At 60.4% G+C, this 15,839-nt stretch carries 15 protein-coding genes; 11 read left to right on the top strand and 4 right to left on the bottom strand.

What is annotated here, in order from left to right; genetic code table 11:
• Positions 1-9 precede the first annotated feature (9 nt).
• A complete protein-coding gene (locus H9Q16_RS17175; protein ID WP_191076634.1) occupies positions 10-510 on the bottom strand; it encodes a DUF3576 domain-containing protein in 501 nt (166 codons plus the stop codon).
• A gap of 289 nt (positions 511-799) precedes the next feature.
• Here H9Q16_RS17175 and H9Q16_RS17180 point away from each other — a divergent pair, with 289 nt between their 5' ends.
• Together H9Q16_RS17180 and H9Q16_RS17185 are read left to right on the top strand one after the other, a co-directional pair.
• The gene (locus H9Q16_RS17180; protein ID WP_191076635.1) at positions 800-1,705 is read left to right on the top strand and encodes a porin; all 906 of its coding nucleotides are present in this window, start codon (positions 800-802) and stop codon (positions 1,703-1,705) included.
• A gap of 104 nt (positions 1,706-1,809) precedes the next feature.
• Positions 1,810-2,472, top strand: coding sequence for a YggS family pyridoxal phosphate-dependent enzyme (locus tag H9Q16_RS17185; RefSeq protein WP_191076636.1), 663 nt, complete (start codon positions 1,810-1,812; stop codon positions 2,470-2,472).
• A 78-nt stretch (positions 2,473-2,550) separates the two neighbouring features.
• Here H9Q16_RS17185 and H9Q16_RS17190 read toward each other — a convergent pair whose 3' ends face one another.
• Entirely contained in the window at positions 2,551-3,045 is a 495-nt protein-coding gene (locus tag H9Q16_RS17190) for a L,D-transpeptidase family protein (RefSeq protein WP_191076637.1), read from the bottom strand.
• Positions 3,042-4,130, bottom strand: a complete 1,089-nt coding sequence (ribA, locus tag H9Q16_RS17195; RefSeq protein ID WP_191076638.1) for a GTP cyclohydrolase II — start codon at positions 4,128-4,130, stop codon at positions 3,042-3,044. The genes H9Q16_RS17190 and ribA overlap by 4 nt, the downstream gene beginning before the upstream one ends.
• Before the next feature lie 165 nt (positions 4,131-4,295).
• On the opposite strand from ribA, the gene H9Q16_RS17200 reads away from it, so the two are divergent.
• From H9Q16_RS17200 to H9Q16_RS17225, 6 genes are all read left to right on the top strand, one after another.
• Entirely contained in the window at positions 4,296-4,982 is a 687-nt protein-coding gene (locus tag H9Q16_RS17200; protein WP_191076639.1) for a response regulator transcription factor, read from the top strand.
• Positions 4,983-5,215: 233 nt separating this feature from the next.
• Complete coding sequence (locus H9Q16_RS17205; RefSeq protein ID WP_191076640.1) at positions 5,216-6,178, top strand: zinc-dependent alcohol dehydrogenase family protein; 963 nt, start codon at positions 5,216-5,218, stop codon at positions 6,176-6,178.
• A 65-nt stretch (positions 6,179-6,243) separates the two neighbouring features.
• On the top strand, positions 6,244-7,032 hold the full coding sequence (locus H9Q16_RS17210; protein ID WP_191076641.1) for an exodeoxyribonuclease III: 789 nt from the start codon (positions 6,244-6,246) through the stop codon (positions 7,030-7,032).
• Positions 7,033-7,087: 55 nt separating this feature from the next.
• Positions 7,088-7,999: a thioredoxin gene (gene trxA / locus H9Q16_RS17215; protein ID WP_191076642.1), complete on the top strand. Its 912-nt coding sequence runs from the start codon at positions 7,088-7,090 to the stop codon at positions 7,997-7,999.
• A gap of 27 nt (positions 8,000-8,026) precedes the next feature.
• The gene (locus tag H9Q16_RS17220; RefSeq protein ID WP_191076643.1) at positions 8,027-8,671 is read left to right on the top strand and encodes an LON peptidase substrate-binding domain-containing protein; all 645 of its coding nucleotides are present in this window, start codon (positions 8,027-8,029) and stop codon (positions 8,669-8,671) included.
• Positions 8,668-8,871 carry a Trm112 family protein gene (locus H9Q16_RS17225; RefSeq protein ID WP_191076644.1) on the top strand — a complete coding sequence of 68 codons (204 nt, stop codon included), beginning with the start codon at positions 8,668-8,670 and terminating at the stop codon, positions 8,869-8,871. Before H9Q16_RS17220 ends, H9Q16_RS17225 begins: the two co-directional genes overlap by 4 nt.
• Positions 8,872-8,878: 7 nt before the next feature.
• On the opposite strand, the gene H9Q16_RS17230 is transcribed toward H9Q16_RS17225, so the two are convergent.
• Complete coding sequence (locus tag H9Q16_RS17230; protein ID WP_191076645.1) at positions 8,879-10,105, bottom strand: FAD-dependent monooxygenase; 1,227 nt, start codon at positions 10,103-10,105, stop codon at positions 8,879-8,881.
• Between the two features lie 83 nt (positions 10,106-10,188).
• Between H9Q16_RS17230 and H9Q16_RS17235 the strand changes: the two genes are divergently transcribed.
• From H9Q16_RS17235 to H9Q16_RS17245, 3 genes are all read left to right on the top strand, one after another.
• Positions 10,189-11,517, top strand: coding sequence for an amidase (locus H9Q16_RS17235; RefSeq protein ID WP_191076646.1), 1,329 nt, complete (start codon positions 10,189-10,191; stop codon positions 11,515-11,517).
• 108 nt (positions 11,518-11,625) lie between these two features.
• Positions 11,626-12,813: an aminotransferase class I/II-fold pyridoxal phosphate-dependent enzyme gene (locus H9Q16_RS17240; RefSeq protein ID WP_191076647.1), complete on the top strand. Its 1,188-nt coding sequence runs from the start codon at positions 11,626-11,628 to the stop codon at positions 12,811-12,813.
• A gap of 15 nt (positions 12,814-12,828) precedes the next feature.
• Positions 12,829-15,702 (top strand): DNA translocase FtsK, encoded by a 2,874-nt coding sequence (locus H9Q16_RS17245; protein WP_191076648.1) that lies wholly within the window; start codon positions 12,829-12,831, stop codon positions 15,700-15,702.
• The last annotated feature ends 137 nt before the right edge of the window (positions 15,703-15,839 follow it).

The raw sequence follows: 15,839 nt of genomic DNA on the forward strand, positions 1-15,839 counted from the left end.
GTGGTGGGCCTAAAGCTTGTTGTCTCTGATCCGTAGTTCGCGGGCACGCGACAGAATCGCATCTTCAACGGCGCGCGAGGTGGCTCTGCTCACGGCGGCACCGCCACGGGTCTGCAAGGCGACGTTCAAAGACCGCGCATCAAGCGCGGGATCGTCGATCAATACCGTCGCGCGATAGGATCGTCCCCCGCCGGGCGGTGTGCCATACCCTGTCACGATGACACCGGTGAAGGGATCCACCGATTGGACGGGTAAGAAATTCAGCACTTCAAGCGACGCAGACCAGAGATATTTGTTCACCAAAACATTGGTTTCATTGCTGCGGCGGTTGAAAATGGACCAGATGGTATTGTTCGGGTTGGTCTCAATGTTGCTGCGCACATTGGCATCAGTATAGACATCGGGCCGTGCCGTGGCCGGACTGCCGAAGGTCCGCCCGGGACCGCACGCGCCGATCGTTGCGACAATGATAAGCGCTGCAGTGATTCTGAAGGCGGTCTTTTGCACCATTTCAGCTGTCCTTTGCCTGTTTGGCCACTGGTCTACCCAAGCAACTGCACGTGGGCAAGGTATATGTAACAAGCGATTCTTTGCTTGCTCGCGCCGCTCTGCACCCGATTCCAATAGATTATGCCAATCGGGGTCCGGGAAACTGTGGCAAAGGTGCACCATTGGCGGCGACATTGCGGCCCCGAAGTGTTGGCCGCTTGCATTGGTCCCCACCCGAGGTGCAAACACCCTGCATACCCTTTCCGGATTCCCCGGTCTGGGCGTATGAATTCAAACCGAGGGAAAACTCATGAAAAAAGTTCTCTTCGCTACAACAGCCCTGGTCGCGACCGCCGGCGTTGCAGCAGCAGACGTTACCTTTGGCGGCTATGGTCGTTTTGGTATCTACTACGATGAGCTGACAGACAGCACAGACATCACTTCTCGTTTCCGCCTGCAGATCGATGCAACAGCTGAAACAGACGGTGGCGTGACTGTTGGTGCGCGTGTTCGCATCCAGCAGAACAACACAGACACAGGCGCACACGGTGGCGGCATGGGTCCGACTGCTGGTCCTGCCGGCACAGGCATCAACGGCGTTCGCTTCTTCGCGCGCTCCGGCGGCTTTGAGCTGGGTGTTGGTAACATCTTCGGCGCTCTGGAATTCATGCCTGGCATGTACCCGATCGACCTGGGTCTGACCGGTCTGGGCTATGACTACACAGCCTACAACTTCCGCGCTGACGCGTACTCCTCCGGTGGCAACGGTTCCGCTGGTTCCAACGGTGTTGAAGTTCTGTACTCCGCTGGTGACCTGAGCGTGCATGTGTCCGCTTCCGACACAAGCGACCGTGTTGCAGCACACATCGCCTACACATGGAACGGCTGGACATTCGCTCTGGGTGGTCAGGACTCCGACAACGCAGGTGACACCGAGATGGCTGTCTCTGTTGGTGGTTCCTTCGGCCCAGCCGACGTGACACTGGCCTATGCCGACAACGGCACCGGCGGTGACCGCATCGTTCTGGCCGGTCGCTTCGACGTTGGCGCAGCCACAAACATCGAAGTCTACTATGCCGACGACGAGTTCCTCGATGACTCCTACGGTATCGACTTCAACCACGACCTGGGCGGCGGTGTCTCCCTGCGTGGCGGTGTTGCTTCCCGCTTTGGCGACCGTACAGTTGCCGACCTGGGTGTTCGCTTCAACTTCTAAGTTGATCTGAACTCAGACGATTTGGGGCAGGCCTTTGGTCTGCCCCTTTTCTTTTGCCCGCAGGCTTTGTTATCTCCGCGCTACCTGAACCAAGAGGAAACACCATGGGCCTAAGCGAAATTTCCGAGCGCATCGCCAAAGCCGAAGCCGACGCAGGGCGCGCGTCTGGCAGCGTGACCCTGATCGCCGTCAGCAAAGTGCAGCCCAACGCGCGGGTGCGCAGCGTTTTGCAAGCAGGCCACCGCAGCTTTGGCGAAAACAAGGTCCAGGAAGCTCAGGGCAAATGGCCCGGCTTTGCGGAAGAGTTTGATGACATCGATCTGCATCTCATCGGCCCGCTGCAATCCAACAAAACCCGCGCCGCGATGGAGCTGTTTAACGCGATCCATTCGGTGGATCGTCCAAAGCTTGCCAAATCCATCGCCCGTCTCGCGCAGGATATCGGTCACTGCCCTGATCTGTTCATCCAGGTCAACACCGGCGAAGAGCCTCAAAAAGCCGGTGTTCTGCCCGGCGAAGCCGACGCTTTCGTGTCAGAGTGCCGTGCGCTGGATCTGCCTGTCAGGGGATTGATGTGTATCCCGCCGCTGGATGAAGAGCCATCGCTGCATTTCGCGCTTTTGGCCAAGATCGCGGCACGCAATGAGGTGCACGGGCTGTCGATGGGCATGAGCAGCGACTTTGAACGCGCCATCGCGCTGGGCGCGACCCATGTTCGAGTGGGGTCCGCAATTTTTGGCGAACGAACACCTTCGGGTCAGGCGTGATCCAAAGGAGCGCGCTGCGCGCGCACGCCCTTCGGTGATTTGTCGCTTTGTCACTGGTGCCGCGCCGGGCCGGAAACGTCAGACCACGATCAGCCTTGAGCGCGGTGTCAGCGCGCGGGCAATGCGGTGCAGGTGGACCCTGTCCAAAGCGATGCACCCTTCGGTCGGATATCCCGGGCGTCGCCATTGGTGGATAAAGATCGCTGATCCGCGCCCCGGAACGGCATAGGGCCAGTTCCAGTCCGTCAGAATAATCAGATCATACAGCGGATCGGCACGGCACAGTCTTTCGTGACTGAAGGGATAAGGGGCCCGGACCATCATGTTGTAGTCTTCGGCCTGCGGATCATCGGACCACAGATCCAGGGGCCCGATGGGCACGGCCCAGGACGTTGGGGCCGACAGCCGGTCAGGCCGGTACAGCAATCCGACAATGCGATGACTGCCCAGCGGCGTCGCACCATCCCCTTCGCGCTTGCGCTTGTGGACGCCGCCCTTGCCGATGGTACACGGATACACCTGCCCACGATGGCGCAGACCCTGCCGTGTCAGCACCAGATCGTCCGGTGTCACAGCAAGTGGCCGGATTTCTTGGCCTTGGTGGCCAGATAGGCGCTGTTGTGGCGATTCTCACCCACTTTGAGCGGCACGCGTTCGGCGACCTCGATCCCGCTGGCGGTCATCATCTTGACCTTGCGCGGGTTGTTGGTCAGCAGGCGCACGGCCGAGAACCCCATGGATTTCAGGATATCCGCGCCCAGCCGGAAATCCCGTTCGTCATCCTCAAACCCCAGCCGATGATTGGCCTCCACCGTGTCAAACCCCTGATCCTGCAGCGAATAAGCACGCATCTTGTTTGCCAGCCCGATACCGCGGCCCTCTTGGTTGAGGTACAAAAGCACCCCGTGCCCCTCATCACCCATTTGCGCGAGCGCCGCGCGCAACTGGGGTCCACAGTCGCATTTGAGGCTGCCCATCAGGTCACCGGTAAAGCAGGCCGAATGCAGTCGCGCCAGCACCGGGGCGGACCGATCAGGGCGCCCTATTTCAATGGCATAATGTTCCTCGCCGCCGTCATCGGGGCGGTAGATGTGCAACCGCCCGGCCTCGGACACTTCCATCGGCAGGCGCGCGTTCACGACCGGATGCAGGGGGCTGCGCGCCGTCAGGGCAGGCGTCGCAGCAGCCAGATCCAGCAGAGTGAGCCCATGCCGGGTGGCGAATTCTGATCCGTCCGGTACCTCCAGCACCAGTGCTGCCGGCAACAACCGCGCCGATTTCACCAGATCAAGCGCGGCACGATGCGCGTCCGCGTTCCCCCCTCGCGCGCAGGTGAACGGGCCTTTCATGGGCGCGCGCAGATCATCGGCGGGGTCTGCAATGCTTTGCACCCACGCAGGTGTCGCATCTTCAGGCAGGGCGATGCGCGCCAGATCGCCGTCATAGGCGCGCGCCTTGAGCGTCTGCGCCCGCCGGGCGGTGATGGCCAGAACCGGGGCGCCCCCAAGGGCCAGCAAATCCGTCAATCGCTGCGCGCTCAGCGTCTCTGCGGCCATCACCAGCGCTGATGGCGCGCCGCAAAGCACAATGGGCACGCCCATGCGCAGATCGGCCCGCGCGCGCGCCAGTTGTTCGATTATGTCCGGGGCAAGGGTCATGTGATGTTACAACGCAGCAGTGTCATTGAAAGATATCTATGCCAGCCGCACCGGAATTGAAACATTTGACCGCTTTCGCAACACGAGCCCGTGAAACACAGGCCGCAAACCTTGCTGATGGACGTCCCAGATCGCATCTATGATCCAACAGCAACGGAGGGCCCCATGGCGCAACTCAAGAAAATCCTGCTTGTCGACGACGATGATGACCTGCGCGAAGCGCTGAGCGAGCAGCTTATCATGACCGAGGATTTCGACGTCTTCGAGGCCGCCAACGGGTCTGACGCGATGAGCCGGGCCAAGGAAGCGATCTACGATCTGGTGATTCTCGACGTGGGTCTGCCGGATACAGACGGGCGCGAGCTGTGTCGCCTGATGCGCAAACAGGGCGTCAAAAGCCCGATCATGATGCTGACCGGCCACGACGGGGACGCCGATACCATTCTCGGATTGGATGCAGGCGCCAACGACTATGTTGCAAAGCCTTTCAAGTTTCCGGTCCTGCTGGCCCGTATCCGCGCCCAGTTGCGCCAGCATGAGCAGTCCGAAGATGCGGTGTTCCAGCTTGGGCCATACACTTTCAAACCCTCCATGAAGATGCTGATCACCGAGGACGAAAAGAAAATCCGCCTGACTGAGAAAGAGACGAACATCCTCAAGTTTCTCTACCGCTCAAACGATGGCGTCGTCGCACGGGATGTGCTGCTGCACGAGGTTTGGGGGTATAACGCGGGCGTCACAACGCACACGCTTGAGACACACATCTACCGCCTTCGCCAGAAAATAGAACCAGAACCGTCAAATGCGCGCCTTCTTGTGACCGAATCTGGCGGTTACAGATTAATGGCCTGAACGGCGGAACCATCCCTGGGTTTATGGCGTTCACGCTGTGGTTAACCTGTTCTTCAGGCCCTACCACATCCCAACCCGACTTTTGTGTCCGGGCATAGACACATACCTCCCTGTTGTACTGGGCCGGACTTGTTCCGGCCCCTTTTTTTCGCACAACCTCTGATGACGTCGCGACGTCGGGCTGGCCTGTGGCCCGCAGGTACGCCATGCTGCGCCAAATGGAGGAAACGCGCATGAAAAAAGTCATCTATGAAGAATTCGGGAACCCGGCAAAGGTTCTGAAAGTCATCGAAGAGCCGTCGCAGGATCTGCAAGAAGGCCAGGTGCGCGTCGAAGTTCTGCGCTCACCGGTCAATCCCTCCGACCTGATCCAGATCGCCGGGGATTACGGCATCAAGCCCCCGCTTCCCGCTGTGGCCGGGAACGAAGGACTGGGCCGCATTGTCGAGGGCGAAGGCAAGGGGCAACTGGTGCTCTTGCCGGCAGGGCAGGGCACATGGGTCACCGAAGTTGTGTGCAATCCGCGCCACTTGGTGCCGATGCCCGATGGCGATCTTGATCAGCTGTCGATGCTGCTGGTCAATCCGGCCACGGCACATTTGCTTTTGACGGATTTCGTGGACCTCAAGGAAGGGGACTGGGTCATCCAGTCTGCTGCCAATTCTGCGGTCGGTGGCTATCTGGTGCAACTGGCCAAGGAACGCGGCATCAATGTCGTGAACGTGGTACGCCGCGAAGGGGCGATTGCGGGGCTCAAGAAACTGGGTGCTGACATCGTGCTGATCGATGGCCCTGATCTGGCCAAAGAGGTGAAGGCGGCGACCGGCGCCAAGATGAAGCTGGCGATCGATGCAGTAGCAGGTGAAACCTTTGGCCGTCTCGGCGAAACGCTGGAGCGTGGCGGCACGCTTGTCAACTATGGCGCAATGTCATTGCAACCCTGCCAGATGGAGGCGGGCGCGATGATCTTCCGCGACATCCGTGTGCGTGGGTTCTGGTTGATGAACTGGTTCGAAAACGCCTCGAAGGAGGATCGCATGGCCACCTATGCCACGCTGACCAAATCGGTTCTTGGTGGCACGCTCTATGCCCCCGTCGACAAACACTTCGGGCTGGACGAGATCAACGAGGCCGCCCGGTATTCCTGGGCTGGCGGGCGTGACGGCAAGGTGATCATCGCACCCAACGGGACCTGATTTCGCGATGGTGAAACGGCAGATCGAAAGGTAGGGTGCGGACAGACTTTCAAGGAGCCCGCAACATGCCTTTCTCTCTCGCCACGTGGAACATCAATTCGGTGCGTCTGCGCGAACCGCTGGTGCTCAGGATGCTGGCCGAGTATGGCCCGGATGTCCTGTGTTTGCAGGAATGCAAAAGCCCGGTTGAGAAAATTCCGTTGGAAGGGTTCAAGGCCGCGGGCTACACCCACATGGTCGCGCGCGGGCAAAAGGGCTACAATGGGGTCGCGATCCTGTCCAAACTGCCAATCGAAGAAGCCGGGGCCGAAGATTACGCGTCCCTTGGCCACGCCCGCCACATCGCGGGTCGGCTGGAAAACGGCGTGACGATCCACAACTTCTATGTCCCTGCAGGCGGTGACAAACCCAACCGTGAGATCAACGACAAGTTTGGCCAGAAACTCGACTATCTGACCGAAATGCGCGATGCTTTTCACGCGGACAAGCCGGAAAAATCCATTCTTGTCGGTGACTTGAACATCGCACCGCGCGAAGATGACGTCTGGGATCACAAGAAACTGCTCAAGGTCGTCAGCCACACGCCGATCGAGGTCGAGACGATGGCCCAGACACAGGATGCAGGCAATTGGGTCGATATCACCCGGCAGGATATTCCCGATGGCAACCTCTACAGCTGGTGGTCATACCGATCCCCCGACTGGGATACCGCCGACAAGGGGCGACGGCTCGATCATATCTGGGCGACACCCGATATTTCCAACGCGGCCCACTCCAGCCACATCCAGCGCGTGGTGCGCGGATGGGAGCAACCCAGCGACCACGCCCCGGTATTTGCCACATTCGACCTTTGAATTCCCCCGGCGCGCCCTCATATAAGGGCAAACCCGCATATCGAGGACAAGCCCCATGGAACTCAATCTAGGCACCGCCCCAGACGCCGACCTGATCAAGGACACCACCGAAGCCACTTTTATGGCCGATGTGATCGAGGCCTCTCAGACCACGCCCGTCATCGTGGATTTCTGGGCCCCATGGTGCGGCCCGTGCAAGACGCTTGGTCCGATGCTTGAAAGTGCTGTTCAGGCAGCAAAGGGCGCGGTGAAGATGGTCAAGCTGAACGTGGACGAGGCCCAGATGATTGCGGGTCAGATGCAGATCCAGTCGATCCCGACCGTCTTTGCCTTTTTCAAGGGCCAGCCCGTCGACGGCTTTCAGGGCGCGCAACCTGAATCGGAAATCAAGGCTTTTGTGGACCGCGTGGTGAAAGCCGCCGGTGGCGAAGCCCCCGGTGATCAGCTTGCTGATGCCGTGGACGCCGCCGAAGAAATGTTGGCTGAGGGTGCGGCAAGCGACGCGGCACAAACATTTGCCGCCATTCTTGGCGAAGACCCCAATCACGCAGGCGCCTATGGCGGCATGGTCCGGGCGCACATCGCGATGGACAACCTCGATCAGGCCGAGGCGCTGTTGAACGGCGCGCCCATCGAAATCTCTGAATCGCCTGAATTGGAAGCGGCCCACGCGCAACTGCAACTTGCCCGTCAGGCCGCAGATGCGGGCCCAGTGGCCGAATTGACCGCGGCGGTTGAGGCCGATCCTCAGAACCAACAGGCCCGATTTGATCTGGCCCAGGCGCTTTATGCCAACGGTGATGCCGAAGGGGCCGTCACCCAACTGCTGGAACTCTTCCGTCAGGATCGCGAATGGAACGATGGCGCCGCCAAAACCCAGCTTTTCACTATTTTTGACGCGCTCAAGCCCAATGACCCGGTGGTTCTGAACGGACGCCGTAAATTAAGCTCAATGATATTTGCCTGATCGTTCGGGCGCGCTAGGTCAAAGGTCATGATCAAGCCAACCGAACTACCCGACGATATTGCGGTGTTTCCTTTGGGCGGCGCTCTCCTGCTGCCACGCTCACGGCTGCCGTTGCATATCTTTGAACCCCGATATCTCCAGATGGTCGAGGATGTGCTGAAAACCGACGCGCGGATCATTGGCATGGTTCAACCAAACCCCCGGCCGGGCCGCGATAGTGCCGGCCTGCATACCATTGGCTGTGCCGGGCGGCTTACCCAGTTTTCCGAAACCGAGGACGGCCGGTATATGATCACTCTGGGCGGTGTGTCCCGTTTTCGGGTCGTCAAAGAGATCGAGGGTTTTCAACCCTATCGCCGCTGCACCGTTGACTGGAACGGCTTCGAACGTGATCTGGGAAAAGACGAAGAAGACTTCGGGTTCCAGCGCGAATCCTTTCTAAAGCTGCTGGGCCGCTATTTCGATACCCGCAACCTTTCGGCCGATTGGGACACTCTCAAAGAGGCTGACGACGAACTGCTGATCAACTCGCTTTCCATGATGTTGGAATTCGACGCCGAAGATAAGCAGGCCCTGCTCGAAGCCCCGTCGCTGGAGACCCGGCGCGAAACACTGGTCACACTGATCGAATATACCCTGCGGGGCGGACAGGAAGAGGGGATCATGCAATGACCGATGACACATCGCCACCCGCCAACGAAGTTGTCTTTGATCGCCGCATGCTTGAGGCACTGATCTGTCCGCGCACGCAAGCGACCCTTGAATATGATGCAGACCAACAAGAGCTGATTTCAAAGCAGGCAGGGCTTGCCTACCCGATCCGCAACGGAATTCCGGTGATGCTGGAAGACGAAGCGCGGGTGCTCAAGTAGCCAACACTCAGATTGGCTTGCCGCGCATCAGCCGTGGCAGATCGCCCGTCAGACCTGCTGCCTCGCGAATAAACCCACGCCGCAAACCCGGCAGCGCATTGATCGCGGCCATTCCCACGTCGCGCGCCATGCGCACCAGTGGATTATCGTTGGAAAACAATCGATTGAAGCTATCCGTCGCCAGTGCCAGCGACGCATTGTCAAATCGCCGCCACTCCTGATAGCGCGTCAGCGCGGCCTCTGACCCGATGTCTTCACCACGCCGCGCGGCATCTGCGACCACCTCAGCCAGTGCTGCCACATCCCGCAGGCCCGCGTTCAACCCCTGACCCGCAATCGGGTGCATCCCGTGCGCCGCATCCCCCACCAGTGCGACACGCGCGGCGACCATCTGATGCGCCAGCGACAGGCCCAGCGGATATGTATAGCGCGCCCCGGCCAGCGAAATTTCCCCCAGAAAGTCCCCGAACCTGGGCCTCAGCACCTCAAGATAGCCCGCATCATCGAGCGCATGTATGCGCGCGGCATTTCTTTCGGACTCGCTCCACACGATAGACGACCGGTTGCCGGTCAAGGGCAATATCGCCAGCGGCCCGGGCGGCATGAAGAACTGATGCGCGATCCCGTTGTGGGGCTCTTCATGCTGGATCGCACAGACCAGCGCGGTCTGTGCATAGCGCCATTCAACCCGTTTGATCCCGGCCCGCGCGCCGGTACCCGTGCCGCGCCCGTCTGCCCCGACCGCAAGGCGCGTGCGCACGGTTTGCCCGTCGTCAAGCGTCAGGGTGATCCCGGCAGGATCAATGTCCTGTGCAACAACCCTGCGCCCGTTGATCTGCGTGATGCCGTCCGTGTCTTTCGCCGCCTCCAGCAAAGCCCGCCTCAGGTGACGGTCTTCAACCATCTGACCCATCGGGCCTTCCTCGATCTCGGCGTGATCGAAATGCATGAACATCGGCGATGGCCCTTCGCCTGCGCGTCCATCCGTGACCTTGATTTCCAGCATCGGCTGGGCGTGCTCAGCGATCCTTTCCCAGACGCCGATCCCCTCAAGCAACCGGGTTGAGGTCAGCGCCAGCGCATAGGACCGCCCGTCAAAACCCGCGTCCTTGCGCACCGTCACCCCCAGCGCGTCGATCAGGATCACCTTCTGCCCGGCGGTCGCCATTGCAAGCGCCAGCGCAGGCCCGTTCAAACCGCCACCAACAATGGCAATATCCGCGTCAAAATCCATGTGGCAGATATGGGGCGGCAGGCAGGGATTGTCCATGTGCCCAAGCGTCGCTACCGTCACCAAAGATCAAGGGGGATGCATCCATGCAAGAGTGGCTGACAATGACAGCGGCAGATCTGGGCCGCGGGATTGGCGCGGGCAACATCGACCCGGTTGCGCTCTGCCAAACCTATCTTGATGCCATTGACGCGCACCCATTGCGCGACCGCATCTATGCCCGCGTCACCCACGACCGTGCGTTGGCCGAAGCCAGCGCTGCCGCGTCCCGTGCCCAATCCGGCCATCGCCTGTCACTGCTGGACGGGGTCCCGATCTCGTGGAAAGACCTCTTTGACACGGCTGGAGTCGCGACCGAAGCCGGGTCAAAGCTGTTGGAAGGCCGCGTGCCTGATGCGGACGCCACCGTGCTTTCAAATGCCACCGCCGCCGGGTTGGTCTGTCTTGGCAAGACCCACATGAGCGAGCTGGCCTTCTCCGGCCTTGGTCACAACCCGTCAACCGCGACACCGCCGTCGGTGAATGATCCTTTGGGCGTGGCGGGCGGCTCATCCTCCGGGGCAGGGGCGTCTGTCGCCTTTGGGCTGGCGGCGGCGGGCATTGGGTCAGACACCGGCGGGTCGGTGCGTATTCCATCCGTGTGGAACGATCTGGTCGGTCTGAAAACCACGTCGGGCCGCCTGACCCTCGAAGGGGTCGTGCCATTGGCTTTGAAATTCGACACCGTGGGCCCGCTTTGCCGCTCGGTTGAGGACGCAGGCCTCCTTCTGGCCGCGCTTGAGGGCAGCAAACCTGCTGATCTGACCGCCGCCAGTCTTGAGGGCCGCCGTTTCGCCGTTATCAAAACGGTGATGATGGAAGGTCTTCGCGACGGGCCGAAAGCGGCCTTTGACGCAGCGATTGCCAGGATCGAAGCGGCGGGTGCCACGATCGACTGGATCGACATGCCTGAACTGGAACAGGCATTGGAATTGGCCACATGCCTTTTCACATCTGAGGCTTACGGCCTGTGGCGCGACGTGATCGAGGCGAACCCGGACAAAATGTATTCCGAAATCCTCAATCGCTTCCGATTGGGCAAGGGGTTCTCTGCCGCCGATTACGTCTCTTCCTGGGCCAAGCTGGATGTCTTGCGACACGGCTATGATCATGCCACGGCGGGCTATGACGCCGTGCTGGCCCCGACCACCCCGATCTTGCCCCCGAACCTTGCGCGGCTTGAGCAGGATGCAGATTATTATGTCACCGAAAATCTGCTGGCCCTGCGCAACACAAGGCTGGGCAACCTGATGGGCATTTGCGCGCTGACGCTGCCCACGGGCACGCCGTCATGCGGGCTAATGCTGATGTGCCCACCGGATATGGAAGAACACCTGTTGCGTATCGGCGTCGCAGCAGAGACCGCGTTGGCCTAAAAGCCACAAACACCTGACCTCCTTCGGAATTTTGATGGACGGGATGCGCCCGCTTGGCTACTTTGGTGTCAAACGGGGCGATAATGATCCCGATCCGAGGCAGTTTTGATGTTGTACCCCGACCGGTTTTCGAACCTTCCGGCCCATGCTTGGCCGCGCCTGCGCGCTTTGCTCCGCGATGCGGATTGGGATGGCGACGTCATTCAGATGACCATCGGAGAGCCAAAGCACGCCTTCCCGGCATGGGTCACGGATAAAATTGTCGAATATTCTGAGGGCTTTAACAGCTACCCGCCCAACGATGGCTCCCCCAAACTGAAACAATCCATCTCGGACTGGATCAAGCGGCGCTACGGCGTCGCTATGGACCCCGAGACTGAGGTCATGGCGCTGAACGGCACCCGAGAAGGGCTCTACAACGCCATTGTCGCGCTCAGCCCCGAGACCAAGAATGGCCAAAAGCCAGCCGTTCTGATGCCCAATCCCTTCTATCAGGTCTACATGATCGCCGCGATTTCAGGCAACGCGGACCCGATCATGGTCAACGCGACCGAAGCCACCGGGCATCTGCCAAACTTCCACGATGTCCCAACCGACGTACTGGCGCGCACCACTGCGGCCTACATCTGTTCGCCTGCCAACCCGCAGGGCGCTGTCGCGCATTATGACTACTGGGCGTCCTTGATCGATCTGGCCGAGACTCATGATTTCATGATCCTCGCCGACGAATGCTATTCCGAGATCTACCGCGACAGCCCGCCCATCGGCGTACTTGAAGTCGTGGAAAAGCTGGGCACGGACCGCAACCGCGTCGCCGTTTTCCACAGTCTCAGCAAACGCTCGAACCTGCCGGGGCTGCGCTCTGGCTTTATCGCCAGCGGCGCCGATACCATTCGCGAGGTCAAGCAGTTGCGCAACTACGCGGGCGCACCGCTGCCTTTGCCCCTGCAACAGGCCGCCGCCGCCGTCTGGGATGATGAGACACATGTGCAGGAAAACCGCGCGATGTATCTGGAAAAGTACCAGATTGCGGATCGTATCCTGGGCAATGTCCCGGGCTATCAGAGCCCCGAGGCCGGGTTTTTCCTGTGGTTGCCTGTCGACGATGATGAAGCAGCCGCCGTCAAGCTATGGCGCGAGACGGGCGTCAAGGTGCTGCCCGGGGGCTATCTGGCACAAGACGTACCGGGCGAGGAAAATCCCGGCAAAACATACATCCGGGTGGCTCTTGTCGCCCCAAAAGACGAAACGGCACGTGGATTGGAACTGATCCGCGACTGCCTGTATCCGGCATAAAGAGGAACCGAGGCGATGGCATACCAGACACGGCAGCGTAACCCCTTGCTTGACAGTAACATGAGCCAGGCATTGGAAAAACGCAGCAAGGAATTGCTGGGTCTGGCGCTGATCGGGCTGGGCGTAATGGCTGCGATGATGATCGGCAGCTACACGCCTGATGATCCCAATTTCATGGTCTCGACCGATGCGCCGGTGCAGAACTGGCTGGGCCGGATGGGGGCCTCCATCGCCGCACCGCTCTTCATGATCGTGGGCTGGGGCGCGTGGGGCATTGCCGTTGTGTTGCTCACGTGGGGCACACGTTTTGCGCTGCACTGGGGCCAAGAACGCGCCATGGGGCGGCTGATCTTCGCGCCTATCTCTGTGGCGCTTGGCTCCATCTATGGGGCCACGCTCACCCCTGACGCGGCATGGCTACAGACCCACAGCTTTGGGCTGGGGGGGCTGTTTGGCGACACCGTCATGGGCGTCATACTCAACGTTTTGCCCATCGGGTCGACCTTTGCGATCAAGTTGATGTCGCTGGTCATGGCCGTCTGCATCATCACGCTTGGTGCCTTCGTACTTGGCTTTACCAAGGTCGAGGTGAACCAGATCATCCGGTTCCTGCTGCTGGGCCTGATCATGGCCTATGCGACCTTGATGAATGTGCTCGGCCGGGGCGCCATGGGCGCGGTCCACGTGGCTCAGAACCTTCAGGCACGCACCAATGAACGCCGCGAACAACGCCGGATCGCAGCAGAGGAAAACGCGGCCTTTGTCGCAAGTGAACCCGCACTCACTGCTGCCCCACACGCTCAGGAACCCCTGCTTGAAACCCCGGCTGAGGTCAAAACAGGTCTGTTGGCCCGCATGCCCGGCCTGATCAAACGCCCCGACGCAATGCCCGAGCCGGAACTGGTTGAACCGCAATACGACGGGGTAATCGATGACGAAATGCCCGGCGATGATCGGATCAAAAGCAAGATCGCGGATGTGATCAAGAACCGCGTGCGCAGTACCACGGCTGTCCACACCGCAACAACCGCCCCCCTGACGCGCGGTCGCGGGCGCGGCCCCGACGCGCTGGTGCTTGATACCAGCGGCCTGCCGCCCGAACCGCCGCTGACAACGCCGCAGCGGGCAGAACCCCCGTTGACCGCCCCGCGTGTCACGCTGGATACCGCGGCGTCTACCCCCGCCGTTATACCGCAGGATGCGGCACCAACTGACTTGCCGCTGGCCCCCGAGCCACAGGCCGCTCCGCTCTCCATCCCCGTGGCAGAACCACGCAAGGTGGTGCAACAACCTCTGCGCAAGCCCGTGCAACCATCCAAGCAGGCCCAGGCCGAGGCGCAGCCAACACTGACCTTCGAAGACACGCACCCGGGGTTTGAACTTCCCCCGCTGGCCTTGCTCGAAAGCCCCGATACCGTGCAGAAACTGCACCTCAGCGATGAAGCGCTGGAAGAAAATGCGCGTATGCTTGAAACGGTGCTGGATGATTATGGGGTCAAAGGCGAAATCATCGCCGTGCGCCCCGGCCCAGTCGTGACGATGTACGAACTTGAACCGGCACCGGGCCTCAAGGCATCCCGCGTGATCGGTCTGGCCGATGACATCGCCCGCTCCATGGCAGCCCTTTCCGCGCGTGTGTCCACCGTGCCGGGCCGCAGCGTGATCGGCATCGAACTGCCCAATGAAAACCGCGAAAAGGTGGTCCTGCGCGAAATCCTCAGCAGCCGCGACTTCGGCGACGGCAACCAGCGCCTGCCGCTGGCCCTGGGCAAGGACATCGGCGGTGAACCCGTCGTGGCCAACCTCGCCAAGATGCCCCACCTGCTGATCGCAGGGACAACCGGTTCCGGCAAATCCGTGGCGATCAACACCATGATCCTGTCGCTGCTCTATAAACTGAGCCCCGAGGATTGCCGCATGATCATGATCGATCCCAAGATGCTGGAACTCAGCGTCTATGACGGCATTCCACATTTGCTAAGCCCCGTTGTGACGGACCCCAAAAAGGCGCTGGTGGCGCTGAAATGGACCGTCGGCGAGATGGAAGAGCGTTATCGCAAGATGTCCAAGATGGGCGTGCGCAACATCGAAGGCTATAATGGTCGCGTCGCTGAGGCGCTGGCGAAAGGCGAAAACTTTGAGCGGACCGTGCAGACCGGATTTGACGAGGACACGGGCGAACCGATCTTCGAGACCGAAGAAAACACACCCGTAAAACTGCCCTATATCGTCGTGATCGTCGACGAAATGGCCGACCTGATGATGGTCGCGGGCAAAGAAATCGAAGCCTGCATCCAGCGCCTCGCCCAGATGGCGCGTGCCTCTGGCATCCACCTGATCATGGCCACACAGCGCCCCTCGGTCGATGTGATCACGGGCACGATCAAGGCAAACTTCCCCACCAGGATTTCCTTTCAGGTGACCTCAAAGATCGACAGCCGCACGATCCTTGGTGAGATGGGTGCCGAACAGCTTCTGGGCATGGGCGACATGCTCTATATGGCGGGCGGCGCCAAGATTACGCGCTGCCACGGGCCGTTCGTTTCGGACGAAGAAGTTGAGGAAATCGTCAACCATCTCAAGCAGTTCGGGGAGCCTGACTATGTATCCGGCGTGGTCGAGGGACCAGCGGAAGACAGCGAAGCCTCGATTGATGCGGTGCTGGGCCTGAACACCGGCGGCAATACCGATGGCGAAGATGCGCTTTACGACACCGCTGTTCAAGTGGTGATCAAGGACCGCAAGTGCTCGACCTCCTACATCCAGCGCAAACTGGCGATCGGCTATAACAAGGCCGCGCGGCTGGTCGAACAGATGGAGGACGAGGGCCTTGTGTCCCCTGCGAACCACGTGGGCAAACGCGACATACTGGTGCCGGAGCAAGCCTAAGACTTACTCCCCCTCCAAGGGTCCATCCGGCACCACAAGAGCACCGTCAGGCCCTCCACCTGACGGTGTTTTTTCGCGCACAGGGCAAAAACAGCGCTGCTGATATCGCATAACAGGGGCAACCGCCCTATGTCTTT

It is taken from the genome of Sulfitobacter aestuariivivens (assembly GCF_014763045.1).
GTDB lineage: Bacteria > Pseudomonadota > Alphaproteobacteria > Rhodobacterales > Rhodobacteraceae > Sulfitobacter > Sulfitobacter aestuariivivens.

What these genes read in the sequence shown, in the direction of transcription:
- trxA (WP_191076642.1), top strand. Translation starts at nt 7,088, where the DNA reads ATGGAACTCAATCTAGGCACCGCCCCAGACGCCGACCTGATCAAGGAC.
- H9Q16_RS17180 (WP_191076635.1), top strand. Translation starts at nt 800, where the DNA reads ATGAAAAAAGTTCTCTTCGCTACAACAGCCCTGGTCGCGACCGCCGGC.
- H9Q16_RS17205 (WP_191076640.1), top strand. Translation starts at nt 5,216, where the DNA reads ATGAAAAAAGTCATCTATGAAGAATTCGGGAACCCGGCAAAGGTTCTG.
- H9Q16_RS17230 (WP_191076645.1), bottom strand. Translation starts at nt 10,105, where the DNA reads ATGGATTTTGACGCGGATATTGCCATTGTTGGTGGCGGTTTGAACGGG.
- H9Q16_RS17210 (WP_191076641.1), top strand. Translation starts at nt 6,244, where the DNA reads ATGCCTTTCTCTCTCGCCACGTGGAACATCAATTCGGTGCGTCTGCGC.
- H9Q16_RS17240 (WP_191076647.1), top strand. Translation starts at nt 11,626, where the DNA reads ATGTTGTACCCCGACCGGTTTTCGAACCTTCCGGCCCATGCTTGGCCG.
- H9Q16_RS17175 (WP_191076634.1), bottom strand. Translation starts at nt 510, where the DNA reads ATGGTGCAAAAGACCGCCTTCAGAATCACTGCAGCGCTTATCATTGTC.
- H9Q16_RS17235 (WP_191076646.1), top strand. Translation starts at nt 10,189, where the DNA reads ATGCAAGAGTGGCTGACAATGACAGCGGCAGATCTGGGCCGCGGGATT.
- ribA (WP_191076638.1), bottom strand. Translation starts at nt 4,130, where the DNA reads ATGACCCTTGCCCCGGACATAATCGAACAACTGGCGCGCGCGCGGGCC.
- H9Q16_RS17220 (WP_191076643.1), top strand. Translation starts at nt 8,027, where the DNA reads ATGATCAAGCCAACCGAACTACCCGACGATATTGCGGTGTTTCCTTTG.
- H9Q16_RS17245 (WP_191076648.1), top strand. Translation starts at nt 12,829, where the DNA reads ATGGCATACCAGACACGGCAGCGTAACCCCTTGCTTGACAGTAACATG.
- H9Q16_RS17185 (WP_191076636.1), top strand. Translation starts at nt 1,810, where the DNA reads ATGGGCCTAAGCGAAATTTCCGAGCGCATCGCCAAAGCCGAAGCCGAC.
- H9Q16_RS17200 (WP_191076639.1), top strand. Translation starts at nt 4,296, where the DNA reads ATGGCGCAACTCAAGAAAATCCTGCTTGTCGACGACGATGATGACCTG.
- H9Q16_RS17225 (WP_191076644.1), top strand. Translation starts at nt 8,668, where the DNA reads ATGACCGATGACACATCGCCACCCGCCAACGAAGTTGTCTTTGATCGC.